At 67.9% G+C, this 25,974-nt stretch carries 25 protein-coding genes; 9 read left to right on the forward strand and 16 right to left on the reverse strand.

Annotated elements, in window-relative coordinates; all coding sequences use genetic code 11:
* Positions 1-88: 88 nt before the first annotated feature.
* A complete protein-coding gene (locus ACAM42_RS04095) occupies positions 89-598 on the reverse strand; it encodes a DUF1993 family protein (protein ID WP_062471023.1) in 510 nt (169 codons plus the stop codon).
* A 379-nt stretch (positions 599-977) separates the two neighbouring features.
* Here ACAM42_RS04095 and ACAM42_RS04100 point away from each other — a divergent pair, with 379 nt between their 5' ends.
* Positions 978-1,565 (forward strand): GIY-YIG nuclease family protein, encoded by a 588-nt coding sequence (locus ACAM42_RS04100; RefSeq protein ID WP_369631193.1) that lies wholly within the window; start codon positions 978-980, stop codon positions 1,563-1,565.
* 413 nt (positions 1,566-1,978) lie between these two features.
* Here ACAM42_RS04100 and ACAM42_RS04105 read toward each other — a convergent pair whose 3' ends face one another.
* The 13 genes from ACAM42_RS04105 to ACAM42_RS04165 form a co-directional block, all read right to left on the reverse strand.
* The gene (locus ACAM42_RS04105) at positions 1,979-2,248 is read right to left on the reverse strand and encodes a hypothetical protein (RefSeq protein WP_082817980.1); all 270 of its coding nucleotides are present in this window, start codon (positions 2,246-2,248) and stop codon (positions 1,979-1,981) included.
* A gap of 384 nt (positions 2,249-2,632) precedes the next feature.
* Entirely contained in the window at positions 2,633-3,604 is a 972-nt protein-coding gene (locus ACAM42_RS04110) for a nitronate monooxygenase family protein (protein ID WP_070060187.1), read from the reverse strand.
* A gap of 12 nt (positions 3,605-3,616) precedes the next feature.
* Positions 3,617-4,549, reverse strand: coding sequence for an electron transfer flavoprotein subunit alpha/FixB family protein (locus ACAM42_RS04115; protein ID WP_369631194.1), 933 nt, complete (start codon positions 4,547-4,549; stop codon positions 3,617-3,619).
* A 13-nt stretch (positions 4,550-4,562) separates the two neighbouring features.
* Complete coding sequence (locus tag ACAM42_RS04120) at positions 4,563-5,312, reverse strand: electron transfer flavoprotein subunit beta/FixA family protein (RefSeq protein WP_369631195.1); 750 nt, start codon at positions 5,310-5,312, stop codon at positions 4,563-4,565.
* A 37-nt stretch (positions 5,313-5,349) separates the two neighbouring features.
* A complete protein-coding gene (locus ACAM42_RS04125; protein WP_369631196.1) occupies positions 5,350-6,348 on the reverse strand; it encodes a Bug family tripartite tricarboxylate transporter substrate binding protein in 999 nt (332 codons plus the stop codon).
* Positions 6,349-6,400: 52 nt separating this feature from the next.
* On the reverse strand, positions 6,401-8,356 hold the full coding sequence (locus ACAM42_RS04130; RefSeq protein ID WP_369631197.1) for an acyl-CoA synthetase: 1,956 nt from the start codon (positions 8,354-8,356) through the stop codon (positions 6,401-6,403).
* Positions 8,357-8,402: 46 nt separating this feature from the next.
* Positions 8,403-9,401, reverse strand: a complete 999-nt coding sequence (locus ACAM42_RS04135) for a Bug family tripartite tricarboxylate transporter substrate binding protein (protein WP_369631198.1) — start codon at positions 9,399-9,401, stop codon at positions 8,403-8,405.
* Positions 9,402-9,445: 44 nt separating this feature from the next.
* Positions 9,446-10,654, reverse strand: a complete 1,209-nt coding sequence (locus ACAM42_RS04140; protein WP_369631199.1) for a CaiB/BaiF CoA transferase family protein — start codon at positions 10,652-10,654, stop codon at positions 9,446-9,448.
* Positions 10,655-10,727: 73 nt separating this feature from the next.
* Positions 10,728-11,543 carry an oxepin-CoA hydrolase, alternative type gene (locus ACAM42_RS04145; protein WP_369631200.1) on the reverse strand — a complete coding sequence of 272 codons (816 nt, stop codon included), beginning with the start codon at positions 11,541-11,543 and terminating at the stop codon, positions 10,728-10,730.
* Positions 11,540-12,682, reverse strand: a complete 1,143-nt coding sequence (locus tag ACAM42_RS04150) for an acyl-CoA dehydrogenase family protein (protein WP_369631201.1) — start codon at positions 12,680-12,682, stop codon at positions 11,540-11,542. Before ACAM42_RS04150 ends, ACAM42_RS04145 begins: the two co-directional genes overlap by 4 nt.
* 13 nt (positions 12,683-12,695) lie before the next feature.
* The gene (locus ACAM42_RS04155) at positions 12,696-13,904 is read right to left on the reverse strand and encodes an acyl-CoA dehydrogenase family protein (RefSeq protein ID WP_369631202.1); all 1,209 of its coding nucleotides are present in this window, start codon (positions 13,902-13,904) and stop codon (positions 12,696-12,698) included.
* A gap of 18 nt (positions 13,905-13,922) precedes the next feature.
* Positions 13,923-15,113, reverse strand: coding sequence for an acetyl-CoA C-acyltransferase (locus ACAM42_RS04160; protein ID WP_062478557.1), 1,191 nt, complete (start codon positions 15,111-15,113; stop codon positions 13,923-13,925).
* Between the two features lie 31 nt (positions 15,114-15,144).
* Positions 15,145-17,280 carry a 3-hydroxyacyl-CoA dehydrogenase NAD-binding domain-containing protein gene (locus ACAM42_RS04165; RefSeq protein WP_369631203.1) on the reverse strand — a complete coding sequence of 712 codons (2,136 nt, stop codon included), beginning with the start codon at positions 17,278-17,280 and terminating at the stop codon, positions 15,145-15,147.
* A gap of 155 nt (positions 17,281-17,435) precedes the next feature.
* Between ACAM42_RS04165 and ACAM42_RS04170 the strand changes: the two genes are divergently transcribed.
* Entirely contained in the window at positions 17,436-18,353 is a 918-nt protein-coding gene (locus tag ACAM42_RS04170) for a LysR family transcriptional regulator (RefSeq protein ID WP_062478562.1), read from the forward strand.
* Here ACAM42_RS04170 and ACAM42_RS04175 read toward each other — a convergent pair.
* Complete coding sequence (locus ACAM42_RS04175; protein ID WP_369631204.1) at positions 18,338-18,580, reverse strand: hypothetical protein; 243 nt, start codon at positions 18,578-18,580, stop codon at positions 18,338-18,340. The two genes, ACAM42_RS04170 and ACAM42_RS04175, sit on opposite strands and share 16 nt — an antisense overlap.
* A gap of 47 nt (positions 18,581-18,627) precedes the next feature.
* Entirely contained in the window at positions 18,628-18,966 is a 339-nt protein-coding gene (locus ACAM42_RS04180) for a Rieske 2Fe-2S domain-containing protein (protein WP_070060176.1), read from the reverse strand.
* A 176-nt stretch (positions 18,967-19,142) separates the two neighbouring features.
* Between ACAM42_RS04180 and ACAM42_RS04185 the strand changes: the two genes are divergently transcribed.
* From ACAM42_RS04185 to ACAM42_RS04215, 7 genes are all read left to right on the forward strand, one after another.
* A complete protein-coding gene (locus ACAM42_RS04185) occupies positions 19,143-19,886 on the forward strand; it encodes a peptidoglycan-binding protein (RefSeq protein WP_369631205.1) in 744 nt (247 codons plus the stop codon).
* 148 nt (positions 19,887-20,034) lie between these two features.
* Positions 20,035-20,244, forward strand: a complete 210-nt coding sequence (locus ACAM42_RS04190) for a DUF2892 domain-containing protein (protein ID WP_307582927.1) — start codon at positions 20,035-20,037, stop codon at positions 20,242-20,244.
* 3 nt (positions 20,245-20,247) lie between these two features.
* The gene (locus ACAM42_RS04195; protein ID WP_369631206.1) at positions 20,248-20,769 is read left to right on the forward strand and encodes an RNA polymerase sigma factor; all 522 of its coding nucleotides are present in this window, start codon (positions 20,248-20,250) and stop codon (positions 20,767-20,769) included.
* Between the two features lie 135 nt (positions 20,770-20,904).
* Entirely contained in the window at positions 20,905-21,936 is a 1,032-nt protein-coding gene (pyrC, locus tag ACAM42_RS04200) for a dihydroorotase (RefSeq protein ID WP_369631207.1), read from the forward strand.
* Positions 21,933-22,751, forward strand: coding sequence for an NYN domain-containing protein (locus ACAM42_RS04205; RefSeq protein WP_369631208.1), 819 nt, complete (start codon positions 21,933-21,935; stop codon positions 22,749-22,751). Before pyrC ends, ACAM42_RS04205 begins: the two co-directional genes overlap by 4 nt.
* The gene (locus ACAM42_RS04210; RefSeq protein WP_369631209.1) at positions 22,727-23,512 is read left to right on the forward strand and encodes a DUF3025 domain-containing protein; all 786 of its coding nucleotides are present in this window, start codon (positions 22,727-22,729) and stop codon (positions 23,510-23,512) included. Before ACAM42_RS04205 ends, ACAM42_RS04210 begins: the two co-directional genes overlap by 25 nt.
* Positions 23,513-23,619: 107 nt before the next feature.
* Positions 23,620-25,875, forward strand: a complete 2,256-nt coding sequence (locus ACAM42_RS04215) for an IgaA/UmoB family intracellular growth attenuator (RefSeq protein ID WP_369631210.1) — start codon at positions 23,620-23,622, stop codon at positions 25,873-25,875.
* Positions 25,876-25,974: the final 99 nt, after the last annotated feature.

Raw genomic sequence — 25,974 nt, forward strand, 5'->3', positions numbered from 1 at the left:
TGTCGCGCGTCAACACATTGGGGTTGCCGTGCACGCTTGCACTTCGAGCGGCAGTGGCCAGAGTGGCTGAACGCCTGTCTGTCTTGGGTCAGTAGGCACCCATGTAGTCGCGCTTGCCGATCTCCATACCGTTGTGGCGCAAGATGGCATAGGTGGTGGTCACATGGAAGAAAAACTGCGGCAGTCCATAGTGCAGAAGATATGCGCTTGCGGTCAGCTTCTTTTCCTTGGGGGTGCCGGGGCGCAACACGATCTCGCGGCTCTCGCTGGAATCAAATTGCTCAGGCTTGAAGGAGCCGATATGGGCCAGAGCTTTGGCGATCAACGCTTGCAGGTCGGCGAAGCTGACCTCGGTGTCGGGCCAGGACGGCACCTCGGCACCCGCCAGGCGGGAGGCAATGCCCTTGGAGAAGTCTGCGGCGATCTGTACCTGACGTACCAGCGGAAACATGTCGGGGAACAGCCGCGCCTGCAGCAGCGCATTGGGATCGATATTTTTCTGCGTCGCCTGGTCTTCGGCCTTCTTGAGCACGTCGGACAGGGCGCGCAGCATCTGCTGCATGACGGGAACGGAGGCGTTGTACAGCGGGCTGGTCATGGTGAGTTCACTTCTAAAAAATTGGGCGCGATGGCCGGAGTTGGCGTGGCAGAGGCCCTGCCTACCATGCAAGGCTAACAGCACAGGGTGAACTGAATCGCCCCGGCTTTTGTGGCCAGCTTTTCTTCCCGCTGGTAGTCGGAGCCGCCGCGTTGAAGGGCAGGTCACTGGCAAGAAGCGGACGTCAATTGCAGATGCACGACAGACCGTGATCGCTGCATAGCAGTCGGTCGACCTCTCGCATCGAAGGACCGCATCGGGCCCTTTGCAGCCATTCAACTATTGATAAGTTTCCAATTTATCGGGGCCCAAAAAACGCTCCCAGTTGGGCGAGGTTTTTGCGGTGTGCTCTGATAGATTCGGAGAGCGAGAGGTAAAAATGACAAACTTTGATTCCGACAACGAAAGGTTGTTTCCCATCATCCTGACTGCCCCAAGAGCAGAGCGTGGAGGGTGGATCTACATACTGATGACGGGCAGCGACGGAAACAGGGTCAAAATTGGAAAGACCAAGAACAATCCGATTGAGCGATTGGCGAAGCTCCGATGCGGTGACCCATACTTGGCAATGATTGGGTCGTTTTTCATTCCTGAATCAATGGGTGAAATCAAGCACATTGAAAAGTGGGTGCATGATCGGTTTGAAGGCTGGCGCATTAGGTTTGCAGAGCACATTCGTCCATACGGCAACGTGCCCGCACACTGGCTAGATGATGGCGATCTTATCGCTTACTCCGAGTGGTTCAGGATGGATCTATTTGATGCACCAACCTATTTGCAACAGGCGCTTGAAGAATACCTCGGAGTCGATCAGATTTACTTAGCGCATTGGCATAGTGCCGGCGCCTATCCAACCGGCCTTGCCTTCTACAACCAAGATATGCTGACCGAAATGTTCGGAAGGCTAGTAAATGTGGATGACGACTACGAGCTAGGCGATCAGCCTGACGGTCGCATTCCTTGGTGAGATCTGGCTTGCAAAACATGTCTGCCACCAGCCACCGAAAAGAGCCTTTTGAGGAGCTTTTTGGAGGAGCGAAGATGTTTGCCCTTGACAGCCGACTTAATTGGTTCGCTCCAGCCGCAGTATGCTTTTCTTGTTAGCTCGATAGTTGACTTCCAATAACTACCCATCGAGTGTCGGCTTCTGGCCGATAGTACCCATTCGCGCAAGGCCGAGGGATGTCGGCAATGGCTGCAAAGCGGATGCTCGCATCGTCTGCCGACGATCAGCATGGAGTGCATGGCTGCCACCGAGGCCTGCACCGCAAGCACCTCGACCGAACCGAATTCCCTCCATCACAAGGGCTTCAGCCGTCGCACCCCAAAGAACCTGTTCACCAGGGCGGGCCGCGAAACACGCAGCCCGCAGACCAGCCGCTAACCGCCGGTCTCAAGCGCTGCGCGTCGCGCCTTCTCGCTCAGCTGAAACAGCTCTCCAGCCTTGCGAGCGAGATCAGCCGCAAGCCAAAGCAGGTTGTCCAGTTGTCGAGGCCCGTCACCACTGGACCAGTCGATGTCTTCCCCATGGCAGACCCACAGGAGCGCTTCGAGTTGCGAGAGGGTGTTTTCGAGAAGATCCGCCGGGTCTTGGGCGTTGTCTTCGGAAGCTACCGGCGTAGTTGGCCGGGCTATAGTCTTGGTAGCCATTTTTGTGCGGTCCTTTAGAGGGTAGTGCACGAACTTGGTTAGACGGCTGGGGTGCTAGTAACACCTCGGCCGTCGCCTTTTGATACCTCGCATCTGCATCGCTGCTTTCGCACCGACGACCTGCCGCGAGGCAAGCAGCCTTCAAACATCTCAGTAGGGGGTGGGGTGTGGCGCCTTTCTTCTTCCCTGGGTGGGGTGTCGAGTGACAGGGGCATTCACTCTAGAGAAGAACCCGGCGAAGTGGCCGGTTCATGCGGCACGAAGTCTCGGCGAGCGCCAACAAATGCAGCTTCTGCGACGCGCTGAGCACGGACCTCGTGGGCCCGTGCCGCGCCAGTCCGAAGCGGCTCTGAACGCTCCCGTCGGCGGGAGCGCGGCAGAGCTTCAGTTCATCCAGCTGCGGGCGCGGTCCAGATGCTCACGGCACTCGCGCACCATGCGTTCCAGCAATTCAGCGCAGGTCGGGATGTCGTCGATCAGCCCGATGCACTGGCCGGCCGAGACCACGCCGTTGTGCACCTCGCCCGACTCCAGCGCCGCGCGGCCGCGTGCACCGGCCACCAGCGGGCGGATGTCTTCGAACTCGCAGCCGCCCGGACGGCGTTCGGTGGCCACCACTTCTTCGGAGATCGCATTGCGGAACACGCGCGCCGTGTTGTGCAGCGTGCGGAACATCAGCTTGGTGTCGCGCTCGGTCGCGGCCACCAGTGCCTGCTTGATGTTGTCGTGGATCGGTGCCTCCTGGGTCACGCAGAAGCGCGTGCCCATGTTGATGCCCTCGGCGCCCAGCGCGAGCGCCGCAGCCATGCCGCGGCCGTCGGCGATGCCGCCCGAGGCGATGATCGGAATGCGCAGCTTGCGCGCCGCCACCGGCAGCAGCACGAGGCCGGGCACGTCGTCCTCGCCCGGGTGGCCCGCGCATTCGAAGCCGTCCACGGACACCGCGTCGACGCCGTTGCGCTCGGCCGAGAGTGCGTGGCGCACCGAGGTGCACTTGTGGACGATCTTCACGTCGTGGCGCTTCAGGGCCTCGATGAAGTCCTTCGGGCTGTTGCCCGCGGTCTCCACGATCTTCACGCCGCTGTCGATGATGGCCTGCACGTACTCGGCGTACGGCGGCGGCTTCACCGCCGGCAGGATCGTGAGGTTCACGCCGAAGGGCTTGTCGGTCATCGTGCGCGTGCGCGCGATCTCGTTGCGCAGGTCGTCGGGCGTGGGCTGCGTGAGCGCCGTGAGAATGCCCAGGCCGCCGGCGTTCGACACGGCCGCGGCCAGCTCGGCGCGGCCCACCCATTGCATGCCGCCCTGGATGATGGGGTAGCGGATGCCGAGCAGTTCGGTGATGCGGGTCTTCATCGTCGCAGCCGCTTACAGCGTGGTCACGAGTTCCGGCACAGCCGTGAACAGGTCGGCCACGAGGCCGTAGTCGGCCACCGAGAAGATCGGTGCTTCTTCGTCCTTGTTGATCGCGACGATGACCTTCGAGTCCTTCATGCCGGCCAGATGCTGGATGGCACCCGAGATGCCCGCAGCGATGTACAGCTGCGGCGCGACGATCTTGCCCGTCTGGCCCACTTGCCAGTCGTTCGGGGCGTAGCCTGCATCCACTGCGGCGCGGCTGGCGCCCAGGCCGGCGTTGAGCTTGTCGGCCAGCGGCGTCATCACTTCGGTGAACTTCTCGGCGCTGCCCAGGGCACGGCCACCCGAGACGATGATCTTGGCGGCGGTCAGTTCGGGGCGGTCGCTCTTGGTGACTTCACGGCCGACGAAGGCGCTCTTGCCGCTGTCGGCCACGCCTTCGGCGGTTTCAACGGTGGCGCTGCCACCGGTGGCGGCTGCTGCGTCGAAGCCGGTCGTGCGCACGGTGATCACCTTGGTGGCGTCGGTGCTTTGCACGGTGGCGATGGCGTTGCCGGCGTAGATCGGGCGCTCGAAGGTGTCGGGGCTATCGACCTTGGTGATGTCGCTGATCTGCGCCACGTCCAGCTTGGCAGCCACGCGCGGCGCGACGTTCTTGCCGTTGGCGGTCGAGGGGAACAGGATGTGGCTGTAGTTGCTGGCGATGGCCAGCACTTGGGCTGCGACGTTCTCGGCGAGGTTTTCGGCCAGCGATGCGCTACCAGCGGCGATCACCTTGGAAACGCCGGCGATCTGCGCGGCGGCCTTGGCGGCTTCGGCGGCGTTGGCACCGGCCACGAGGATGTGGACGTCGCCACCGCAAGCCAGGGCGGCGGTCACGGTGTTGAGGGTGGCCGGCTTGATGCTGGCGTGGTCGTGTTCGGCAATGACGAGTGCGGTCATGTTCGTTTCTTCCTCAGATCACTTTGGCTTCGTTCTTGAGCTTGTCCACCAGGGTGGCAACGTCGGGCACCTTGATGCCGGCGCCACGCTTCGGGGGCTCGCTGACCTTGAGGGTCTTCAGGCGGGGCTTCACGTCCACGCCCAGGTCTTCGGGCTTGAAGGTATCCAGCTGCTTCTTCTTGGCCTTCATGATGTTGGGCAAGGTGACGTAGCGCGGCTCGTTCAGGCGCAGGTCGGTCGTGATGACCGCGGGCAGCGTGAGCGTGAGCGTTTCCATGCCGCCGTCGACTTCGCGTGCCACGGTGACCTTGTCGGCAGCCAGGTCGACCTTCGAGGCGAAGGTGGCTTGGGGCAGATCAGCCAGTGCAGCCAGCATCTGGCCCGTTTGGTTGGCGTCGTCGTCGATGGCTTGCTTGCCCAGGATGATCAGCTGGGGCTGTTCCTTGTCGACCAGCGCCTTCAGCAGCTTGGCAACCGCGAGAGGTTGCAGCTCTTCGGTGGTCTCGACCAGGATGCCGCGATCGGCGCCGATGGCCATCGCGGTGCGCAGGGTTTCCTGGCACTTGGCATCGCCGCAGGAGACGGCGATGACTTCGGTCACGATGCCCTTTTCCTTCAGCCGCACCGCTTCTTCGACAGCGATCTCGTCGAAGGGGTTCATGCTCATCTTGACGTTGGCAATGTCCACCCCGGTGCCGTCGCTCTTGACGCGCACCTTCACGTTGTAATCGACGACCCGTTTGACAGGCACCAGAACTTTCATGGCTGTTCCTCTTGAATGACAAAAATGGGAAATGGGGTTACTCGAGCTTGGCGCCCGACTGCTTGATCAGGCGCTCCCACACGGGGCGCTCCTGCTTCCAGGCAGCGGCAAAGAGCTCGGGCGAGCTGTCCTTGATCTCGAAGCCCATGGCCGCCACGCGCTCGCGCACGTCGGGCTGCTGCGTGGCCTTGCGCACTTCGTCGGCGATGCGGTCGACGATGGCCTTGGGCGTCTTGGCGGGCGCTGCAATGGCGAGCCAGCCGGTCACGCGGTAGGCCTCGTCCTTCAGGCCCTGCTCGGCCAGCGTGGGCACGTTGGGCAGCGTGCTCATGCGGCGCTCGCCGGTCACGCCGACGGCCTTGAGCTTGCCCGCATCGATGTGCGGCTTGGCCGCGAGCGCGCTGGCGTAGGCCATCTGGATCTGGCCGCCGATGAGGTCTTGCACCATTGGTGCCTCGCCCTTGTAGGCGACGTGGTTCATGTCGGCCTGCTGCGTGAGGCTCATGTGCGCGCCGGCCAGGTGTGGGTAGGCGCCCACGCCGTACGAACCGTAGGCCACCTTGCCCTTGTTCGCGGCCACGTACTTCAGCAGCTCGGGGCCGGTCTTGGCGGGCACGCTGGGGTGCACCACGAGCACCAGCGGCGCCATCGCGATCTGGTAGACCAGCGTGAGGTCGCGCTGCGTGTCGTAGGGCAGCTTGTCGTACAAGAACTCGTTGGTCATGAGCGAGTTGCTCAGCGACAGCACGATCGTGTAGCCGTCGGGCGCGGCCTTGGCGACCGTGTCGGTGCCGATGATGCCGGCCGCGCCGGGCTTGTTGTCCACCACGATGGGCTGGCCCATGCTGGCCGACATCTTCTGGCCCAGCACGCGCGCCAGCACGTCGGTCGCGCCGCCGGCCTGGAAGGGCACGACGAGGCGGATCGGCTTGTTCGGGTAGGGCGCCTGCGCATGCGCGGGGGCCAGCGCGAACAGCGCGGCGGTCGATGCTGCCGCGCACAGCAGGGCGCGGCGGGTCGAGGGTTGATGGGTCATGGTTTGTCTCCCGTTCGGTTTCAGAAAATCGTTGTGAAGAAGCAGATCAAGATCACTTCAGCGCGATGCGCGTCTTGAAGGGCAGCGGCTCCAGGGCCTTGTGCAGCCGTTCCTGCAGTGCTGCGGCTTGCGCACCCGCCGCGGCGGCGTCGATCTGCACATGCACGAGGCTTTCGCCTTCGGTACTCACCGCTGGCCGGGCCGCATCGTTCACGCCGAGTGCGGCGCAAACCTCGGCGACCGTGGCCGCCACCACCTGCCGCGCGGCCATGGCGCGCAGCTCGGGCTTGTAGATCTTGCCGACGTTGGTCATGGGCATCGTGGCGATCACCGACACCCACTTGGGGCGCGCGGGCGATTCGTCCACGCGCGCGGAGGTGAAGGCCAGCAGCTCGTCCTCGGTGGCCGAGGCGCCGGGTACCAGCGTCGCGAAGATCACGGGCAGTTCGCCCGCGTAGGCGTCGGGGGCGCCGACGGCGGCGCACAGCTGCACGGCCGGGTGCGCGCCCAGCGCGTCCTCGATGGTCTTGGGGTCGATGTTGTGGCCGCTGCGGATGATCAGGTCCTTCGAGCGGCCCGTGAGGTGCAGCCGCTCTTCGGCGTCCATCCAGCCCAGGTCGCCGGTCGCGAGCCAGCCGTCGGCCGTGAAGGCCTTGGCGTTGTCGGCCGGATCGACGAAACCCGAGAACACGTTGGGCGACTTGAACAGCACCATGCCGGTCTCGCCCTGCGCCACCTCGCGGTCGCTGGCGTTGCCGTTCTCGTCGAGCGCCACGATGCGCACCTGCGCATAGGGCAGGCGAAAGCCGACACAGCCCGCGGGCCCGTTCACGCCGGGCGGCGTGATGGTCGAGATGCCGGCCATCTCGGTCATGCCCAGGCTCTCGTGCACGTGCAGGCCGAACAGGCGCTCGAAGCGCGCGGCCAGCTCGGGCGCGAGCACGGCGGCGCCGGTGCGGCAGTAGGTGATGGACGAGATGTCGGCGCCGTCCAGCGGCACGTTGGCCAGCGCGGCCAGCACCGTGGGCACGGCGGACAGCGAGGTCGGGCGGTACTTCTCGACCAGCTTCCAGTAGTTGGCCAGCACCTCCTTGTTGCGCAGCAGCGAGGGCGTCGGAATGATCACCTCCACGCCCGCCGACAGCGACGAGAGCGAGGCCGGCAGCACGCCCGCCACATGGAACAGCGGGTAGCCGTTGATCGAGATGCCCTGTTCGTTCATGCCCGCGAGCTGCACGCTGGCCCACGCGGTGAACACCTGTGCGCCGTGGCTGTGGCGCGCGAGCTTGGGCGCGCCCGTGGTGCCGCCGGTGTGGAAGTAGGCGGCGATGTCGGTGGGGGCGATGTCGCGGCCGCTCACGAGGCGGTCGCTCGGTTGCGCGGCGCGCAGCACGTCGAACTCGGCCACACCCTCGGGCAGCGTGCCGGCCGCGCCGGGCGCTTCGTCGTGCGGCGCCACGCGCAGCACGGTGGTGAGCGTGGGCACCTGGCCGCGCAGGCGCATCGCCTTCGACCACATGCCCGATTCGCTGTCCGAGCCGTAGGCGATGAGCACCTTGGCGCGGCCCGCGGTCATCAGCGCGACCAGCTTCTCGTCGGTGAGCAGCGGGTTCAGCGGCTGCACGATGCCGGCCGCCTCGCCGCCCCACAGCGCCAGGTGGTACTCGAGGCAACCGGGCAGCAGCACCGCCACTGCATCGTCAGGCCCCACGCCCAGCGTGTGCAGCAGGTTGGCGGTCTGGTGGATGCCCGCGAGCAGCTGCGCATACGACCAGCGGATGGGTTCATCCGCCGGGTTGCCGCTGCGCAGGAAGGTGAGCGCGGTCTTGTCGCCGAAGGCCGCGCCGGAATTGCAAAAGAGCTCGTAGGTGCTACGCACCGTGAGCGCTTCTTCGAGCGGCGTCTCCTCCAGCCGCCGGATGTCGGCGAGACCGCGCACCGGAAACAGGGGGCGGAACGGCGCGCCGGCCGTTCCCGTGGGGTTGTTCTTGTCGTTGCCTGTTGTCATGTTGTCTCCTTGAGGGGTCTTGCCGGCTGCGGACGGAGGCCGTGTCTTACTGGTTCGTGATCTTGTTGTCGCGAATGACCTTGCCCCAGCGCTCGAAGTCCTGGCGCATGCGCGTGGCGGTCTGTTCCGGCGTGCCGTAGGCCGCGAAGGAGCCCACGCTCTGCAGCTTCTCGCCGACTTCCTTGTCGGCCAGCGCCTTCTTCAGCTCGGCGCTCATGCGCTCCACCACGTCCTTCGGCGTGCCGGCCGGGGCCAGCAGCCCGCCCCAGGAGGTTGCGTCGAAGCCGGGGAAGCCCTGCTCGGCCACGGTCTTCACGTCGGGCAGCAGGCTCACGCGCTTGCCGGAGCCCACGGCGATCGGGCGCAGCGTGCCGGCGCGGATGTGCGGGATCACGGCCACGAGGTCGGAGAACATGGCCGGCACTTGGCCGCCGATGAGGTCGGTCACGGCCGGGGCGCTGCCGCGGTAGGGCACGTGCTGCATCTCGAACTTGCCGATGTTCTTCAGCTGCTCGGTCGTCAGGTGGCCGAAGCTGCCGGCGCCGGCGGTCGTGTAGTTGAGCTTGCCACCGTCGGCCTTGGCCTTGGCGATCAGGTCCTGCAGGCCGTTCACGCCGGGCAGCACCTTCGGGTTCACCACCATCACGATCGGCAGGTCGTACACCGTGCCCACGGGCGTGAAGTTCTTGAAGATGTCGTAGGGCACGGTGCCGTACAGGTGCGAGGCCAGCAGCGTCGGCGTGGCCAGCATCACGAAGGTGTAGCCGTCGGGTGCGGCCTTGGCGGCAAAGGCCGCGCCGATGGTGCCCGAGGCGCCGCTGCGGTTGTCGACCAGGATGTTCTGCTTGAGCGACAGGGACATCTTCTGCGCCACGATGCGCGAAGCCACGTCGGTCGGGCCGCCGGGCGGGAAGGGCACGACCAGCGTGATGGGCTTGGTCGGCCAGGCCTGGGCGAAGGCGCTGCCGGCCAGCAGGGGAAGGGCCAGCGCGAGCAGGGCGCGGCGCACGGGGTTGCGGGGGGTACGGAGGAACGGGAAGGCCATGGATTTCTCTTCAGGGATGCGGGCGTTGTCTTCGCGTGGTGCGATCAGACGACGCCATTCGTTTTCAGCGCTGCCAGCTTTTCATCCGACAGGCCGAGCAGGGACTTCAGCACGTCGTGCGTGCCTTCGCCCAAAGTGGGCGGCGCGCTGCGCACGGGCAGGCGCTCGCCATCGAAACGGTAGGGCGGCGCCAGCACATTGACCTCGCCGGCCACCGGGTGCGGCTGCTTGGTCACCAGGCCGGCATCGGTCGCGCGCGGGGAGTTCAGCGCTTCCAGCAGGCCCAGCACCTCGCCGCAGGGGATGCCCGAGGCGTTGAGCTTTTCGAGCAGCGCGGCGCGCGGGCGCTTCGCGAGTTCGGCGGTCAGCTCGGGCAGCAGCGCCGCGCGGTTGGCCGAGCGCAGGATGTTGGTCTTGAAGCGCTCGTCGGCCGCCAGGTCGGGGCGCTCGATCACCTCGGTGCAGAAGCGCATGAACTGCGCGTTGTTGCCCACGGTGATCACCAGCGGGCCGTCGGCCGCGTCGAACACGCCGTAGGGCACGATCGACGGGTGCGAGTTGCCGTAGCGCGGCGGGTCTTCGCCCATCAGCAGCGCTTCGAGGCCGTAGTAGGCGGTGATCATCAGGCCGCAGTCGAACAGCGCCATCTCGATGTGGCGGCCGGTGCCGGTCTTCTCGCGCTGGTAGAGCGCGGCCAGAACGGCTTGCGCCGAGTACATGCCGGTGAACAGGTCGACGGCGGCCACGCCGAACTTCAGCGGCGGCTGGTTGGCTTCGCCGTTCAGCGCCATCAGGCCGGCCTCGCCCTGCACCACGAGGTCGTAGCCGGGGCGTGCGGCCTCGGGGCCGGTGCGGTCGTAGCCCGAGATCGAGCAGTAGATGAGGCCCGGGTTCTCCTTGCGCAGCTGTTCGTAGCCCAGGCCCAGCTTGTCGATGCCGCCGAACTTGAAGTTCTGGATCACCACATCGCACTGCTTGGCGAGGTCTCGTGCGATCTGCTGGCCTTCGGGTGTCTGCAGGTCGAGCGTGACGGAGCGCTTGTTGCGGTTCACGCTGTTGAAGTAGGCGGTCTCGGTCTTGCCCACGCGCAGGCCCCAGTCGCGCGTGTCGTCGCCGCGGCCCGGGTGCTCGACCTTGATCACCTCGGCGCCCATGTCGGCCAGCACCATGCCGCACCAGGGGCCGGCAAGGATGCGGGACAGATCGAGGACGCGCACGCCGGCGAGCGGCAGCGAGGAATTCAGCGAGGGCATGGGAACAACTCCAGGAAAACGAAAGACCCCCGCATCTGCATCGGCATGCACACGGGGGGGAGGGCGCGGCGCGTCAGGACGCGTCAGGCTGGGGTGCGTGGCGCAACGCGACGAAGTCGGCCTTGCGCTTGCCGAGGAAAGCGCCGATGCCTTCGGCGGCCTCGGCATCGGCCTGCGACGCCACCATGTAGACCGCTTCGGCCTCGAGTTGTTCCTCGAGCGTTGCACGATGGGCCTGGCGGCACAGCGTCTTGATGCGTGCGCTCGCGCGCTGTGGGCCGTTGGCCACCTTGGCCGCGAGGGCGATGGCCTCGGCCAGCGCGCCGCCCTTGTCGGTCAGGCGGTTCACGGCGCCCATCGCGTGCAGGCGCTCGGCCGACAGGCGGTCGCCGGTGAGGCACAGCTCGGTGAGCAGCTGGCGCGAGACGAACTCCGCGAGGAAGGCCGTGGCGCCGCCGTCGGGCGTGAGGCCGACCTTGACGTAGGCCACCGTGTAGAACGCATCGCGCGCCGACACCAGCATGTCGCAGGCCAGCGCCATCGACAGGCCCGCGCCGGCCGCGCCGCCTTCGACCGCCGCGATCACGGGCTTGCCGCAGTCGCGGATCGCGCGGATCAGGTCGTGCAGGCCTTCGAGCTTCTCGCGCCGTTCGGCCTCGGGCAGTTCGCGGCGCTTGGCCAGCAGGTTCAGGTCGCCGCCCGAGCAGAAGAAGTCGCCCGCGCCGGTGAAGACGATGGCGCCCACCTCGGGGTCGTTCTGCGCGTCGGTGAGCGCGGCCGACAGCTCTGCGTACAGCGTCGGCGTGATCGCGTTGCGCGCGGCCGGGTTGCTGTTGGTCAGGATGCGGACCGAGCCTTCCTGCGAGATGAGGACGGTCTTGTCCGTCATGCCGCGACCTCTTTGCCCAGAGCGATGTAGCGCTGCAGGTGGTGGTCTTCGTCGCCGAGCTGGTGGTCGATCATCACGAGGCGCTTGGCGTAGTGGGGCAGTGGCAGCTCCCAGGTCATGCCGATGCCGCCGTGCATCTGGATGCTTTCTTCCGCCACCAGCGCGCCGATGCGGCCGATGCTGAACTTGGCGGCCGACAGCGCGCGCTCGCGCGCCACGCGGTCGCTGCCGTCGATGGCGGCGGCGGCGTTGATCACGGCCGAGCGGGCCTGTTCGATCTCCAGCAGCAGGTCGGCCATGCGGTGCTGCAGGGCCTGGAAGCTGCCGATGAGGATGCCGAACTGCTTGCGCGTGCGCAGGTACTCGAGCGTGGCGGTCTTGGCGGCTTCCATTGCACCCAGTGCTTCGGCGCACAGCGCGAGCACGCCGCGGCCGATGGCGCGCTCCAGCGTGGCGGCGCCCTGGCCTTCGGCGCCCAGCAGCGCGTCGGCGCCGAGCGTCACGCCGTCGAGCGTGAGTTCGGCCACGCGGCCCCCGTCGATCGCGGGGCAGCCGCGCACGGTGAGGCCGGCGGTCCTGGCGGGCACGAGGAAGAGCGAGATGCCGGCTTCGTCGTCCACGTTGCCCGAGGTGCGGGCCGACACGAGGAACAGGTCGGCCTGCTCGCCTTGCGGCACCACGGCCTTGGCACCCTTGAGCACCCAGCCGTCGCCGCTGCGTTCGGCGGTCGTGGCCACGCGCGTGCGTTCGTAGTGCGTGTCGGCTTCGTCGTGCGCAAAGGCCGCCACGGTCACGCCGTTGACGATGTCGCCGATCTTCTCTTTCTGCGCATCGCTGCCGGCGGCGCTGATCGCCTCGCCGACCATCACGGCGCCCAGCAGCGGCTCGACCACGAGGCCGCGGCCCAGGGCTTCGAAGACCACGGCAATGTCGAAGCCGCTGCCGCCGAAGCCGCCGTCGGCCTCGCTGAACAGCGCGCCGATCACGCCGAGCTCGGCGAAGTTCTGGAAGATCTCCTTGCTGAAACCGTGCGCCGACTTCGCGATGCGGTCGCGCGCATCGAAGGCGTACTGCTCGGCGATGAAGCGGTTCAGGCTGTCGGCGAGCATGCGCCGGTCTTCGGTGTGTTCGAAGTTCATGTGCGTGTCTCCTTTACAGCCCGAGGATCATCTTGGAGATGATGTTCTTCTGGATTTCGTTCGAGCCGCCGAAGATCGACAGCTTGCGGTTGTTGAAGTAGCGCGAGGCGGCGGCCTTGGCATAGGCCGGGCCGAAGGTCTCGCCGGTGAAGCCGTCCTGCAGCGCTTCGGCGACGAAGGGGCGGCCGTACACGCCCATGGCGCGGCGCGCGAGCGACGAGATCTCCTGGCGGATCTCGGTGCCGCGAATCTTCAGCATCGAGCTTTCCGCACCGGGCACGCCGCCGCCGGCCACCGCCGCGATCACGCGCAGGTTGGTGGTCTTCATGTTCTCCAGGTCGATCTCGACGCGCGCCAGGCGTGCGGCAAAGGCCGGGTCGTCCGCCAGCGGCTTGCCGTTCTTGGTCTGCGAGGCGGCGATGCCCTTGAGCTGTTCGAGTGCGGCCACCGAGAAGCCCACGCCCGCGATGTTGGTGCGTTCGTAGGTCAGCAGGTACTTGGCGCAGGTCCAGCCCTTGTTCTCTTCGCCCACGAGGTTCTCGGCGGGCACGCGCACGTCGGAGAAGAACACCTCGTTGACTTCATGCTCGCCGTCCAGCGTGATGATCGGGCGCACTTCCACGCCGGGCGAGGTCATGTCGACCAGCAGGAAGCTGATGCCTTCCTGCTTCTTCGCCTCGCGGTTGGTGCGCACCAGGCAGAAGATCATGTTGGCGTGCTGGCCCAGCGTGGTCCAGGTCTTCTGGCCGTTCACGATGTAGTGATCGCCCTGCGCGTCGATGCCGCGCACGGCCGTGGTCTTCACCGCGGCCAGATCGGAGCCCGCGCCGGGTTCTGAATAACCCTGGCACCACCAGTCGGCGCCGCTCAGGATGCGCGGCAGCCAGTAGCTCTTCTGCGCTTCGTTGCCGTACTTGATGAGCACCGGGCCCAGCATGTTGACGCCGAAGGGCACGATGCGCGGCGCGAAGGCCAGGGCGCATTCGTTCTCGAAGATGAACTTCTCGACCGCGGTCCAACCCGGGCCGCCGTACTGCTCGGGCCAGTGGTTGGCGAGCCAGCCGCGCTCGTTCAGGATGGCGTGCCATTCCTGCATGTCGGCCTTTTCCAGGATCTTGCCGCCGCGCACCTTGTCGGACAGCCGCGCAGGCAGCTTGTTCGCCAGGAAGCTGCGCACTTCGCTGCGGAAGGCTTCTTCTTCGGTCGTGAAGTTCAGGTCCATCGCGGACTCCTCAATGAATCAATAGATTTCGAACAGACCAGCGGCGCCCATGCCGCCGGCGATGCACATCGTGACCACGGCGTACTTGGCGCCGCGGCGCTTGCCCTCGAGCAGCACGTGGCCCGTGAGGCGCGCGCCGGTCATGCCGAAGGGGTGGCCGATGGAGATCGCGCCGCCGTTCACGTTCAGGCGTTCCGAGGGAATGCCCAGCTTCTCCTGGCAGTAGATCGACTGCGAGGCGAAGGCTTCGTTGAGTTCCCACAGGTCGATGTCCTGCACCTTCAGGCCGTGGCGCGCGAGCAGCTTGGGCACGGCGAAGACCGGGCCGATGCCCATCTCGTCGGGCTCGCAGCCGGCCAGCGCCAGGCCGCGGAACGCGCCCAGCGGCTTCAGGTTGGCGCGCTCGGCGTCCTTGGCTTCCATCATCACGCAGGCCGAGGCGCCGTCGGACAGCTGCGAGGCGTTGCCGGCGGTGATGAACTTGTCGTCGCCCATCACGGGCTTGAGCTTGGCCAGCGCCTCGTAGGTGGTGCCGCGGCGGTTGCAGTTGTCTTCCGTGGCGGTGACTTCGCGGTGCGTGACTTCCTTGGTCTCCTTGTCGGTCACGGCCATCGTGGTGGTGCAGGCCACGATCTCGTCCTTGTAGCGGCCGGCCAGTTGCGCTTCTTCGGTCTTGCGCTGGCTCTCGGCCGAGAAGCGATCCTGCGCTTCGCGGCTGATGTTGTAGCGCTTGGCGACGATGTCGGCGGTGTCGATCATCGCCATGTACAGCTCGGGCTTGTGCTCGACGATCCACGGGTCCAGGCTGAGGTCGCCGCCGTCGCCGGGGCTGCGGCCGCGAATCTGCGAGATGCTTTCCACGCCGCCCGCGATCATGGCCGGCGCGCCGTCCACCACGATGCGGCCGGCGGCCATGGCGATGGCCTGCAGGCCCGAGGCGCAGAAGCGGTTCACGGTGGTGCCGGCGATGCTGATCGGCAGGCCCGAGCGGATGATCGACTGGCGCGCGATGTTGCGGCCGGTGGTGCCTTCGGGGTAGCCGCAGCCGAGGATCGCGTCCTCGATCAGGGCCGGGTCCAGGCCCGAGCGCTCGACCGCGGCCTTCACCGCGAACGAGGCCAGCGTGGCGCCGGAGGTGATGTTGAATTCGCCGCGGTGCGCCTTGGTGAGCGGGGTGCGGGCGGTAGAAACGATGACGGCTTCACGCATGGGGTTGTCTCCTGGGGGCTCTTGCTACGGGTTACTCGGATTGATTCAGGCTGGCGAAATCGGCGCCGCGTTCGACCAGCTCCACGAGCAGCGGCGACGGCTTCCAGAAGATCGGATCTTCTTTCGCGAACTCGCGGATGTCGGCGAGCACCTTGGGCAGGCCCACGGTGTCGGCGTACTTCATGGGGCCGCCGCGGTGGCGCGGGAAGCCGTAGCCATAGAGGAAGGTCACGTCCACGTCGAGCGGGCGCAGCGCGATGCGCTGGAGCACGACGTTGGCGCCTTCGTTGACCATGGCGGCCATGTAGCGGCGCATGATTTCTTCTTCGGTGAAGGTGCGCGGCGTGATGCCGGCGCGCACGCGCTCGGCGTCGATGATGGCCAGCACCTCGGGGTCGGGCACGCCGGTGCGCGCGCCTTCGGGGTACAGGTAGTAGCCGCGCTGCGTCTTCTGGCCGAACCAGCCGCGCTCGCAGATGCGGTCGGCCACCTGCACGTAGCGCGCTTGCGGGTCGCGCGTGGCGGCCTTGCGCTTGCGCGTGGCCCAGCCGATGTCGCCGCCGGCCAGGTCGGACACCTGGAACGGGCCCATCGGGTAGCCGAAGTTGCGCACGGCCGCGTCGATGTCGTAAGGCGAGGCGCCGTCTTCCATCATGTGGTCGGCGGCCTGGCGGTACACGGCCAGGATGCGGTTGCCGATGAAGCCGTCGCACACGCCGGCGCGCACGGGCACCTTCTTGAGCTTCTTGGCGAGTTCGAAGCCGGTGGCGACCACGTCGGCGCTCACCTTGGCGGGCACCACGATCTCCAGCAGCTTCATGATGTTGGCGGGCGAGAAGAAGTGCAGGCCCACCACGTCCTGCGGGCGCGAGATGCTGGCGGCGATCTCGTCGATGTCCAGGTACGAGGTGTTGGTGGCGAGCACGGCGCCCTTCTTGCACACGCGGTCGAGTTCGGCGAACACGGCCTTCTTGACGCCCATCTCTTCGAACACGGCCTCGACCACGATGTCGACGTTGGCGAAGGCGTCGTAGCTGGTCGAGCCCGAAAAGCGCGCCATCACGGCGGCCTTGGCCTCTTGTGTCATGCGGCCCTTGGCGATGAGGCCGTCGTACACCTTCTCGACGTGGGCACGGCCGCGTGCCAGGCTGGGCTCGTCGCGCTCGACCATGGTCACGGGCAGGCCCGCGTCGAGCATGGCCACGGCGATGCCCGCGCCCATGGTGCCGCCGCCGACGATGCCGGCCGAGGCCAGCGCGCGCGGGCTGGCCGAGCGGGTCTCGGGCGCCTTCAGCACTTCGCGCTCGGCGAAGAAGGCGTGGATCAGGCCGGCGCGCTGCGGGCTGTCGATGCACTGCAGGAACAGCTTGCGCTCCAGTGCCATGCCTTCGTCGAAGGGCAGCGTGAGCGCGCCTTCGACCGCTTCGACGATCTTCATCGGCGAGAACAGGCCGCGGCTCTTCTTGGCGGTGTCGGCGCGCGCGGCGTCGAGCGCGGCGCGGGCTGCGTCGGTGTCGGCCAGGCCGGCGGCTTCGCGCGTGCGGCGCACCGGGGCATTGGCGGCGACGAGTTCCTGCGCGTAGGCGAGGCCTTCGGCGCGGGCATCGGCTTCAGCGCCGAGGCGGTCGACGAGGCCGAGCGTCAGCGCTTCCTTGGCGCCCGCATGGCGGCCGCTGAGCATCAGTTCGAGCGCGGGCTTCACGCCGATCAGGCGCGGTGCGCGCTGCGTGCCGCCCGAGCCGGGCAGCAGGCCCAGCGCCACTTCGGGCAGGCCCAGCTTGGCGGTGGGCGATGCGAGGCGGTAGTGCGCCGACAGGGCAATCTCCAGCCCGCCGCCGAGCGCGGCGCCGTGAATGGCGGCGACCACCGGCTTGGTGCAGTTCTCGATCTTCAGGCAGACCTCGGGCAGCGAGGGCTGCTGCGGCGCCTGGCCGAACTCGCGGATGTCCGCGCCGGCGATGAAGTTGCGGCCCGCGCCGACGATCAGCACCGCCTTGGCGCCGCTGTCGGCCTCGGCCGCCTCGATGGCGGCGGCCAGGCCGCGGCGCACGTCCACGCCCAGGGCGTTGACGGGCGGGTTGTCGATGGTCACCACGCACACGTCGCCTTGACGCTGGAAGGTGACGGGACCGTTGGACGTGGAAGGGCTGGGAGTGGGGGTGGCCATGTGCGTGTCGCTTGTCTCTTGCTTGCGTGGCAGGCCCTCGTGAAGCCGAGGGGTCCGGGGCTCTGGGGAGCCCTGCATTCTTGGCCGGCATCGCTGCTTTGACAATTGCATAGGTGGTTGACAGACTGTCAAAGAATTTTTGACACAATCCGCCCATGGACCTGCAATCGCTCACCCTGCTGGTGGAAATCCTTGACGCGGGCAACCTGAGCGCGGCGGCGCGCCGGCTCAAGATGACCCGCGCCAACGTCAGCTATCACCTGAACCAGCTGGAGCGCTCGGTGGGCGCGCAGTTGATCCGGCGCACCACCCGGCGCGCCGAGCCCACCGAGATCGGGCTGCGGCTGTACCAGCACGGCGTGGCCATCCAGGGCGAGTTGCTGGCGGCGCGCGAGTCGGTCACCGCGCTGGGCGAGGGCCTGCAGGGCCGCGTGCGCCTGAGCGTGCCCAGCGGCTACGGCCAGCTCGTGATGGCCGACTGGCTCATCGACTTCAAGCGCCAGTACCCCGGCATCGTGCTCGACGTGGTGTTCGAGAACCGCATCGAAGACCTGCTGCGCGACGAGGTCGACATCGCCATCCGCGTGATCCCCGAGCCGCCGCAGAACCTCGTGGCGCGCGAGATGGGCCCGGTGCGCTACGTGGCCTGCGCCACGCGCGCGTACGCCGAGCGCCACCCGCTGCCCGTGCAGCTGGACGCGCTGCGCGCCACGCCGGTGGTCACGGCCGCCGTCATCGGTCGGCAGCTGCGCATCTCGGCCTACCAGGGCGAGACGCGGCGCGAGGTGATCCTGGAGCCGACGCTGATCTCGGAAAACTTCTTATTCCTGCGCCAGGCCATCCTCGCGGGCCTGGGCGTGGGCCTCGTGCCCGACTACGTGGTGCAGGAAGACGTGCGCCGCGGCGACGTGGTGACCACGCTGGACGACTGGCGCCTGTCGATCTTCGGCACCCAGATGTTCATGCTCTACATGCCGAACCGCCAGCACACGCGGGCGATCCGGACGTTCATCGATTTCATCCTGGCGCGGGTGCGGCCGGAAGAAGCCGAAGAAGCTCAGTCGCAGCGGTAGACGACTTCGCCTGCCGGCACGCCCTGCGCCGGCACCTCCGACAGCGTGCTGCTCAAGAAGCGCATCGGCGCGCCGAAGTTGCGGCAGTAGTTCTCGGCGTCCTGCGCGGTGGGCGACTTGAACACGCCGTCGGCCAGGAAGGTGACGCGCGGCGCGGGTCGCGAGACGCAGCCCGCGATGATGAACAAGGCCGGAACGAGGACGGAGACAGCAGCGAATCGGCGCATGGGGCAGGGCGGAAAGAAGAGCTCGCGACTGTAGCCGCTTGGCGGCGTCAGTCGGCCAGCCACACGCTGCCGTCCGCCGCCTCGCGCAGCGCCAGCGGCGTGAGGCGCGCGCCACGGCAGGGGCCGCCCACGCAGCGCCCGGTGTCGGGCTCGAAGATCGCGCCGTGCCGCGCGCACATCAGGTAGCGCCCGGAGCTTTCGAGGATCTGGCCTTCGAAATCGAGGGGGCCGCCGGCGTGCGGGCACTGGTTCAGGTAGCCGTGCACGGCGCCCTGCCAGCGCACCGCGAAGGCCGGCGCGCCGCCGGGTGCAGTGAACAGGGCCGCGAGGCCGCCGTCGGCGAGTTCGGTGGCGATGGGCTGGGCGGTCGGGGCGGGCGCGGTCATGGGGAGCGAGCCTACCAAGGTCCGCCACGGGGTTGGCGCCCCGGGGGACACCCCCGCGTCATCACATGTTTCGGCTATGTCATCCGACCAATAGACGCAGGGGCGTGCCGTTTTCACAATGCATCCGCTCGCTTTCCTTCGTCCGTGCATCCTTGTGTCAAGGGGGATTCCCACCGATGAGCACGCTGAAACAGGGCTGGCGCGGGGCCGATGTCCGTCGCCTGCAGGAGGCCCTGAACCGCAAGCTGCAACCCAGCCCCGCCCTCGTACCCGATGGCGACTACGGCCCCGTCACCCGGGCGGCCGTGCTGCGCTTGCAGGCCGCGCACTGGCTGTGCGAGGACGGCGAGGCCGGCCCCTGCACCCGCAACGTGGCCTTCGACAACGAAACCCACGCGCCGCTGCTGCACCCCGTGGCGCTGATTCCGCAGCCCGCGCCCGCGCTGTGCTGGGCGGCGGCCACCGCGATGCTCACGCGCGCCACCGTGCAGACCGTGGTCGCGCGCACGCCCTCGGAGCTGATGGGCGCCGACAGCGCCTTGCGCCGCCGCGTGGACAGCGACCGCCATGCGCAGGGCAGCGACCCCGATGACGACGACAACCGCCGCTTCGCCGCCGCGCACGGCCTCACGCTGCGGCCCCACGGCCCGTGGACCGTCGCCGCGCTGCGCACCGCGCTGCACGCCGGGCCGCTGATGTTCGACCTGCGCTGGGGCGCCAAGGGCGGCGCGCCCGCCGGCCAGCCGGGCCACATGGTCGTGCTCGCGGGCATCCGCGGCGACAACGACCCTGGCGGGGGCGGCACCACGCTGCGCCTGTTCGACCCCTGGCCGCCGGGCCGCGGCGCGCGCAGCTCGACCAGCCACGTGCGCTGGATGCAGGCTGTGGCCGACCGCATCTGCGGGGTGTTCCAGCGGTAGTGGCGCCTGGCTGCCGTGGCCGTTGGCACCGGCGCATGAAAAAATCCTGGTTTTCCGCGAACCGTTTCGGCGGGTGACCGCCTCTTTCCATGCGGGAGGGGCGCTCTGCTCCCCCGCATTCACACGTCACGGATCGAAGGAAACCACCATGCTCTACGTCAAGAATGTTCCCGGCTGGGAACGCGCCCTGCGCATCGCCCTGGGCCTCATCGGCCTCGCCTTCGCCGCCATGAACTGGCCGGCGGACGTCCTGGCCGTCGCGGTCGGCCTCATGGGCGCGATGCTGGCCCTCACCGGGCTCGTCGGCTTCTGCCCGATGTGCGCGATGGTCGGGCGCACCCTCGACAAGGGCCGCTGACCCATGGCCACCGCAGCGATCGACCGCACCTGTCTGATCCTGGCCGCGCAGACCGGCGACCCTGTCGCCATCGAGGGCCTGCTCGCCGCCTGCCAGACCGACGCGCGTCGCTACGCCCGCCGGCACTGCCAGGCCAGCGACGTGGACGACGCCGTGCAGGAATCGCTGCTGGTGGTCGCGCGCCGGGTGCGCGGGCTGCAGGCGGCTGCGGCGTTCTCGTCGTGGCTGTTCACGGTCATCCGGCGCGAATGCCTGCGCCTGCAGCGCGCGATGTTCCGCCACGACCCGCTCGACGAAGACGTGGTCGAACGCCAACTCGCGGCCCGCAGCGACGATGCGCTGCGCATCGACCTGGCCAACGCGCTCGAATCGCTGCCGGCGCACTACCGCGAGGTCGTGCTGCTGCGCGACTTCGAGGAACTCACCATCGCCGAGATTGCCGAGCGCCTGGGCGAGCCGCCGGGCGCCGTGAAGAGCCGGCTGCACCGTGCGCGATTGCTGGTGCGTGAGTACCTGCTGGGGTAGGGGCCGTCGCGGGGGGACACCGCGGAACCGGCTTTGCCGGGCCGCAGGTGTCGCCCCCGGCGAGGGGGTTGGCGAAGCGACACGAAGTGCGCGCAGCCTGGGGGAGTTCCCATTCCAGCGACAATTGCGCCCGCCATGACAGACACCCTCACGATCACCCGCCCAGACGACTGGCACCTGCACGTGCGCGATGGCGCCGCCCTCGAAGCCGTCGTGCCCCACAGCGCCCGCCAGTTCGGCCGCGCGCTGATCATGCCGAACCTGCGTCCGCCCGTGACCACCGCCGCCCAGGCCGTGGCCTACCGCGACCGCATCCGCGCCGCCGTGCCCGCGGGCACGTCCTTCGAGCCCGTGATGTCGCTCTACCTGACCGACAAGCTGCCGCCCGAAGAGATCGCGCTGGCCGCCGAAGCCGGCGTGCGCGCGCTCAAGCTCTACCCGGCCGGCGCCACCACCAACAGCGATGCCGGCGTGACCGACATCCGCAAGACCTACAAGACGCTCGAGGCCATGCAGAAGCACGGCCTCCTGCTGCTGGTGCACGGCGAAGTGACCGACCCGGCCGTCGACCTGTTCGACCGCGAAGCCGTGTTCGTCGACCGCGTGATGATCCCGCTGCGCCGCGACTTCCCCGAGCTCAAGGTGGTGTTCGAGCACCTCACCACCAAGGAAGGCGCCCACTACGTGCGCGACGCCGGCCGCTTCACCGCCGCCACCATCACGGCGCACCACCTGCTGTACAACCGCAACGCCATCTTCACCGGCGGCATCCGCCCGCACTACTACTGCCTGCCCGTGCTCAAGCGCGAGACGCACCGCGTGGCGCTGGTCGAGGCGGCTACCAGCGGCAGCGACCGCTTCTTCCTGGGCACCGACAGCGCGCCGCACCCCGCGCACCTGAAGGAGCACGCACTGGGCTGCGCCGGCTGCTACACCGCGCTCACCGCCATCGAGCTGTACGCCGAGGCCTTCGACAGCGTGAACGCGCTCGACAAGCTCGAAGGTTTCGCCAGCTTCCACGGCCCCGACTTCTACGACCTGCCGCGCCACACCGACACCATCACGCTGAAGCGCGAAACCTGGACCCTGCCCGAGACCGTGCCCTACGGCGAAGCCACGCTCAAGCCGCTGCGCGGCGGCGAGACGGTGAACTGGAAGCTCGCATGACGGCGCCGATGCCCCTGTCGTCGCTGCGCGTGATGCTGCTGATCGACGCCGACAACGTCTCGGCCGACGTGATCGAGCAGGCCGTGCAGCGCACGATGGAGGACTACGGCGCCATCCACGTGCGCCGTGCCTACTGCAACGCCGAGATGGCCGTGAACCGCCAGGCGCTGTTCAAGCGGCTGTCGGTGCGGCCCATGGTGAACCTGTCGGCGGGCAAGAACAGCACCGACATCGCGCTGGCCGTCGACGCCATCGACCTCGTGATCGCCGAGCGGCCCGACGTGGTGGTGCTGGTGTCGTCCGACTCCGACTTCGCACCGCTCGTGATTCGCCTGCGCGAAAAGGGCTGCCGCGTCTGCGGCATCGGCCAGCAGGGCAAGACCGGCGAAGAGACCGTCGGCGTCTACGACAGCTTCATCGACCTCGCGCACCACGGCATCAAGCCGGCCGTGCGCACCGCGCCGGCCAAGAAGGCCGTGGCCGCAAAGAAGACGCCGGCCGCCAAGACCGCCCCTGCGAAGAAGGCGGCTGCCAAGACCGCGCGCAAGACGGCGGCAAAGACGGCCAAGCCTGTGGCACCGCCACCGCCGCAGCAGCCTGAAATCTCCGAAGCCGCCGAGTTCATCCTGCAGGCCGTGCCCGCATTGCGCCGCGGCACCGACGTGCCGCTGAACGACGTGGCCAAGGCCCTGCGCACCGCCGGCCTGCTCAGCAAGAGCGGCAGCTCGCTCAAGCTCTTCGACAAGCTCACGGGCGAGTTCGCGGTGATGCAGCACCCCGACCGCATCCGATGGACGGGGGCGTCCGCGCCTTGAGCCCGGGCCTGCCGGCGGTCGCGGCCATCGATTGGGCCGCACCCTGGCTGGCGCCGTACCGTGATCCCGGCGAAGCCGTGGCGCGGGCTGTCGCACACAGCGGCACCGTCGCCGCCGCGCTGCAGGCGGCCAAGCCACCCGCCGTGCCCGACTTCGTCACGCAGGACGCGCTGCCCGAGGGCCAGGCCTACGAGGCCCACATCTTCCGCACGCGCACCGTGCCCACGCGCGACAACCTGCACGACTTCTTCAACGGCCTGGTCTGGCTGGCCTTTCCCGAAACCAAGCGCCGGCTCAACGAACTGCAGGCCGCCGAGATCGCACGCGCCGGCGTCGGCGCCACGCGCGGGCCGCTGCGCGATGCGCTCACGCTGTTCGACGAGAACGGTGCGGTGCTCGATGCACCGCCCGCTCTGTGGGAGGCGCTGGTGGCGCGCGACTGGCAGGCGTTGTTCGTCACGCGGCGCAGCCTGTGGCATGAGGCGCGCCTGCTGCTCTTCGGTCATGCGCTGCTCGAAAAACTGGTGACGCCGCGCAAGCCGATCACCGCGCATGTGCTGCTGACGCACCGTGCGACCGGCCCTGCTGCCCTCGACGATGCGGCAATCGCCCGAAGCATCGGTGCGAAAAGGCTCGAAGCCAAGCCTTTCGTTCCCCTGCCGGTGCTCGGCGTGCCCGGTTGGTGCATCGAGAATGACGCGGCTTCGTTCTACGCCGACCCGCAGGTCTTTCGACCGTTGCCGGGCTCGTCGGCAGGCTGAAGCCACGCCAGCACGCACGGGTTCGGGAGGGCCCTCGGCTGGCGGTCGCATCGCGCGCAAGTGCGCGCGACGTACGTCAAGAAAAAATCAGGGAGGTTCAAAAAAAGATGGACACCGTCCTCATCGTTCTCAAGCTCGGGCTGGTTCTCTACGGGATCTACAGCTTCATCACCTACATGTCGCGGCGCTCCGAGAACCGGAATGCCTTGAAAGACTTTCGCAGCAGCTCGCCGGCGCTGCGCAGCATCACCGACGAAGAAAAATCGGCGCTGCAACCCTTTCTCATGGGGCAGGGCCTCGTGATCGGCGACAACGTGCACGAGCTCGACGGCGCGTTCGTGCGCCACGGCCTCCAAACGCAAGGCGCGACCACGCTGCACGACACCCTCGGCGACGTCGACGTGCTGCTGCCCTACGACGCCATCCATTACGTCGAGGCGTACAACGAGGCGCAGGTGGTGTTGTCCGGCAAGTGCGCGGTAGTGATCCGCCTGAACGCCTTCGACCTGCTCGAAGGCCGGCAGCGCGCGCAGCGCCAGCAGGTGCAGGACCGGCAATGGCAGCGCGGCGAACTCGGTGCGTTGCCGTCGCTCGATGAGACCGCGGCGGCCGAAGTGGCGGCTGGCGCGGTGGTGCCGGAAGCCGCGGTGGCATCGATCGCGACCGACCCGAACGCGCGCTACCAGCGCGGCGAGGTCGACATCCTGAGCCAGCGCACCGAAACGCCCGAGGAGGTCGAGAGCCGCATCGGGCGCGGCGGCTGGGCCTCGGCCTTCGCGTGGCTTCTGGCGTTCGTGCTGTTGTGGGTCGCCACCTGGGACGCCACGCGCGTGGCGCGCATCTACCTGCTGGGCGCAGGCCTGCTCGCGGGTTTGTGGGCCGTGTGGCTGTTCGTGCGCAAGCCGCCCGCCACGGCGCCGGAGCGGGAGCCGCAGCCGGTGAACCGCGTGCGCGGCATGCTCAACCAGATTTCGGTGACCAACGCCGGCAACACATCGGTCCAGAGCGTGGGCCTGTTCATCGGCGACAAGTTGAGCCTCGTGTTGCCCTCGCACTGGCGTAACGCGGCAGCGGTGGCGCACGGCGAGGTGATCGAAGCCGAGCTGCGCACCAGCGACTACAGCGCAGTGGGCTTCGGCCCCAAGTGGTCGGTGAGCGACGAGTGGCGGCGTTTCCAGCCCGTGTACTGGGGACGGCACCTGCTGCATCTGATCATCGGCCTGCTCGCCGCAGGTGCGGTCGCGCTGTCGGTGCCGAACCTGCGCAGCGAGGCCGCGTTGGCCGCGCAGTGGGTCATGAATGGCAACGACACCGCCGCTTATGCCGACGTCGGGCAGCTGGCCGACAATCCGCCGCCCTGGGGCAGCCGCGTGCGCATGGCAGGCGAAGGCCGGTGCGAGATCGACCTGAGCGGCCGTGCCGGCGTGCCCGCCATTGATTGCGCCCTGGTGCGCTGGGACGGCACCGCACCCGTCGTTCCCGCGTTGGACATTCCGCAGGCCGTGCTGGCGCTCGCCAGCCCCGACTTCATTCGTGTGTCCGAGGACTACACGATGTCCAGCCTGATCGAGGTGCAGCGGCTTCTGCAGGGCGGACGGGTGGACGACAGGCTCGCGGCCTACAGCGCGCGCGAGCGCACGCTGTGGATCGCGCGGGGTTTCGACCAGTCGGTGGCGGCAATCGAGGCCGCCTGCAAGGACGCCGATGGCCTGTCGCCCTCCGCCTGCGAGAGCTTGCAGCGCGACCTCGTGCGCACCATCGACGCCACCGTCAACAAGGGCGGCGTCGACATGCCCGTGATCACCTGGCAGGCGTTGGCCGCGAGCGTGGCGACGGGCCAGGAGAACGCATCCCTGAGGCTGTCGCAGCAACAGCTGGCGTCTGTCCGGCGTGCGTTGCAACAAGCCGTCGACAGTACGGTGGCTGCGAAGATCGAGACGGCGCGCACCGCCATCGTGCCCGCCAAGGGCGGCGTGCTGCTGGCGTCTGCCACGCGCATCGTGGACATGCCGGCGCAGCCCGGCAAGGTCGAAGATGGCGAGAGCACCCCGCTCGCCCGCTGGACCCGCCTGCAGCTCAACGCCACACCAGACAGCCTGAAACCCTTCACCCTCGAAGGCCTCGTGACCGCCAGCGGCAAGGACACCACCGGCACGCCGTGGGTGCGCGTCGACCCGAGCCTCGATGGCTCGCGCATGACCGCAGCGGGCGCGCACGCGCTGTGGTGGCTGTTCGCCGCGGGGCTGGTGCTGGTCAACGGCGTGCTGTTCGTGCTGCGCTGGACGCAGGACAGCCGCCGCCGCGACCGCCTCGAGGCCGACATCGCCACCCGCCCCGCGCCGGGCACCGGAGGCCTTTTCTGACAGGCCTTGACTCCTGCGGGGAATATCGGGGCGCCAGAACTTTTGCTCCTATCATGGCTCCACCGGAAGCAACACCGAGGGCCTCCCCGTCGCGCGCGG

It is taken from the genome of Variovorax sp. V35, assembly GCF_041154465.1.
Lineage (GTDB): Bacteria > Pseudomonadota > Gammaproteobacteria > Burkholderiales > Burkholderiaceae_C > Variovorax > Variovorax boronicumulans.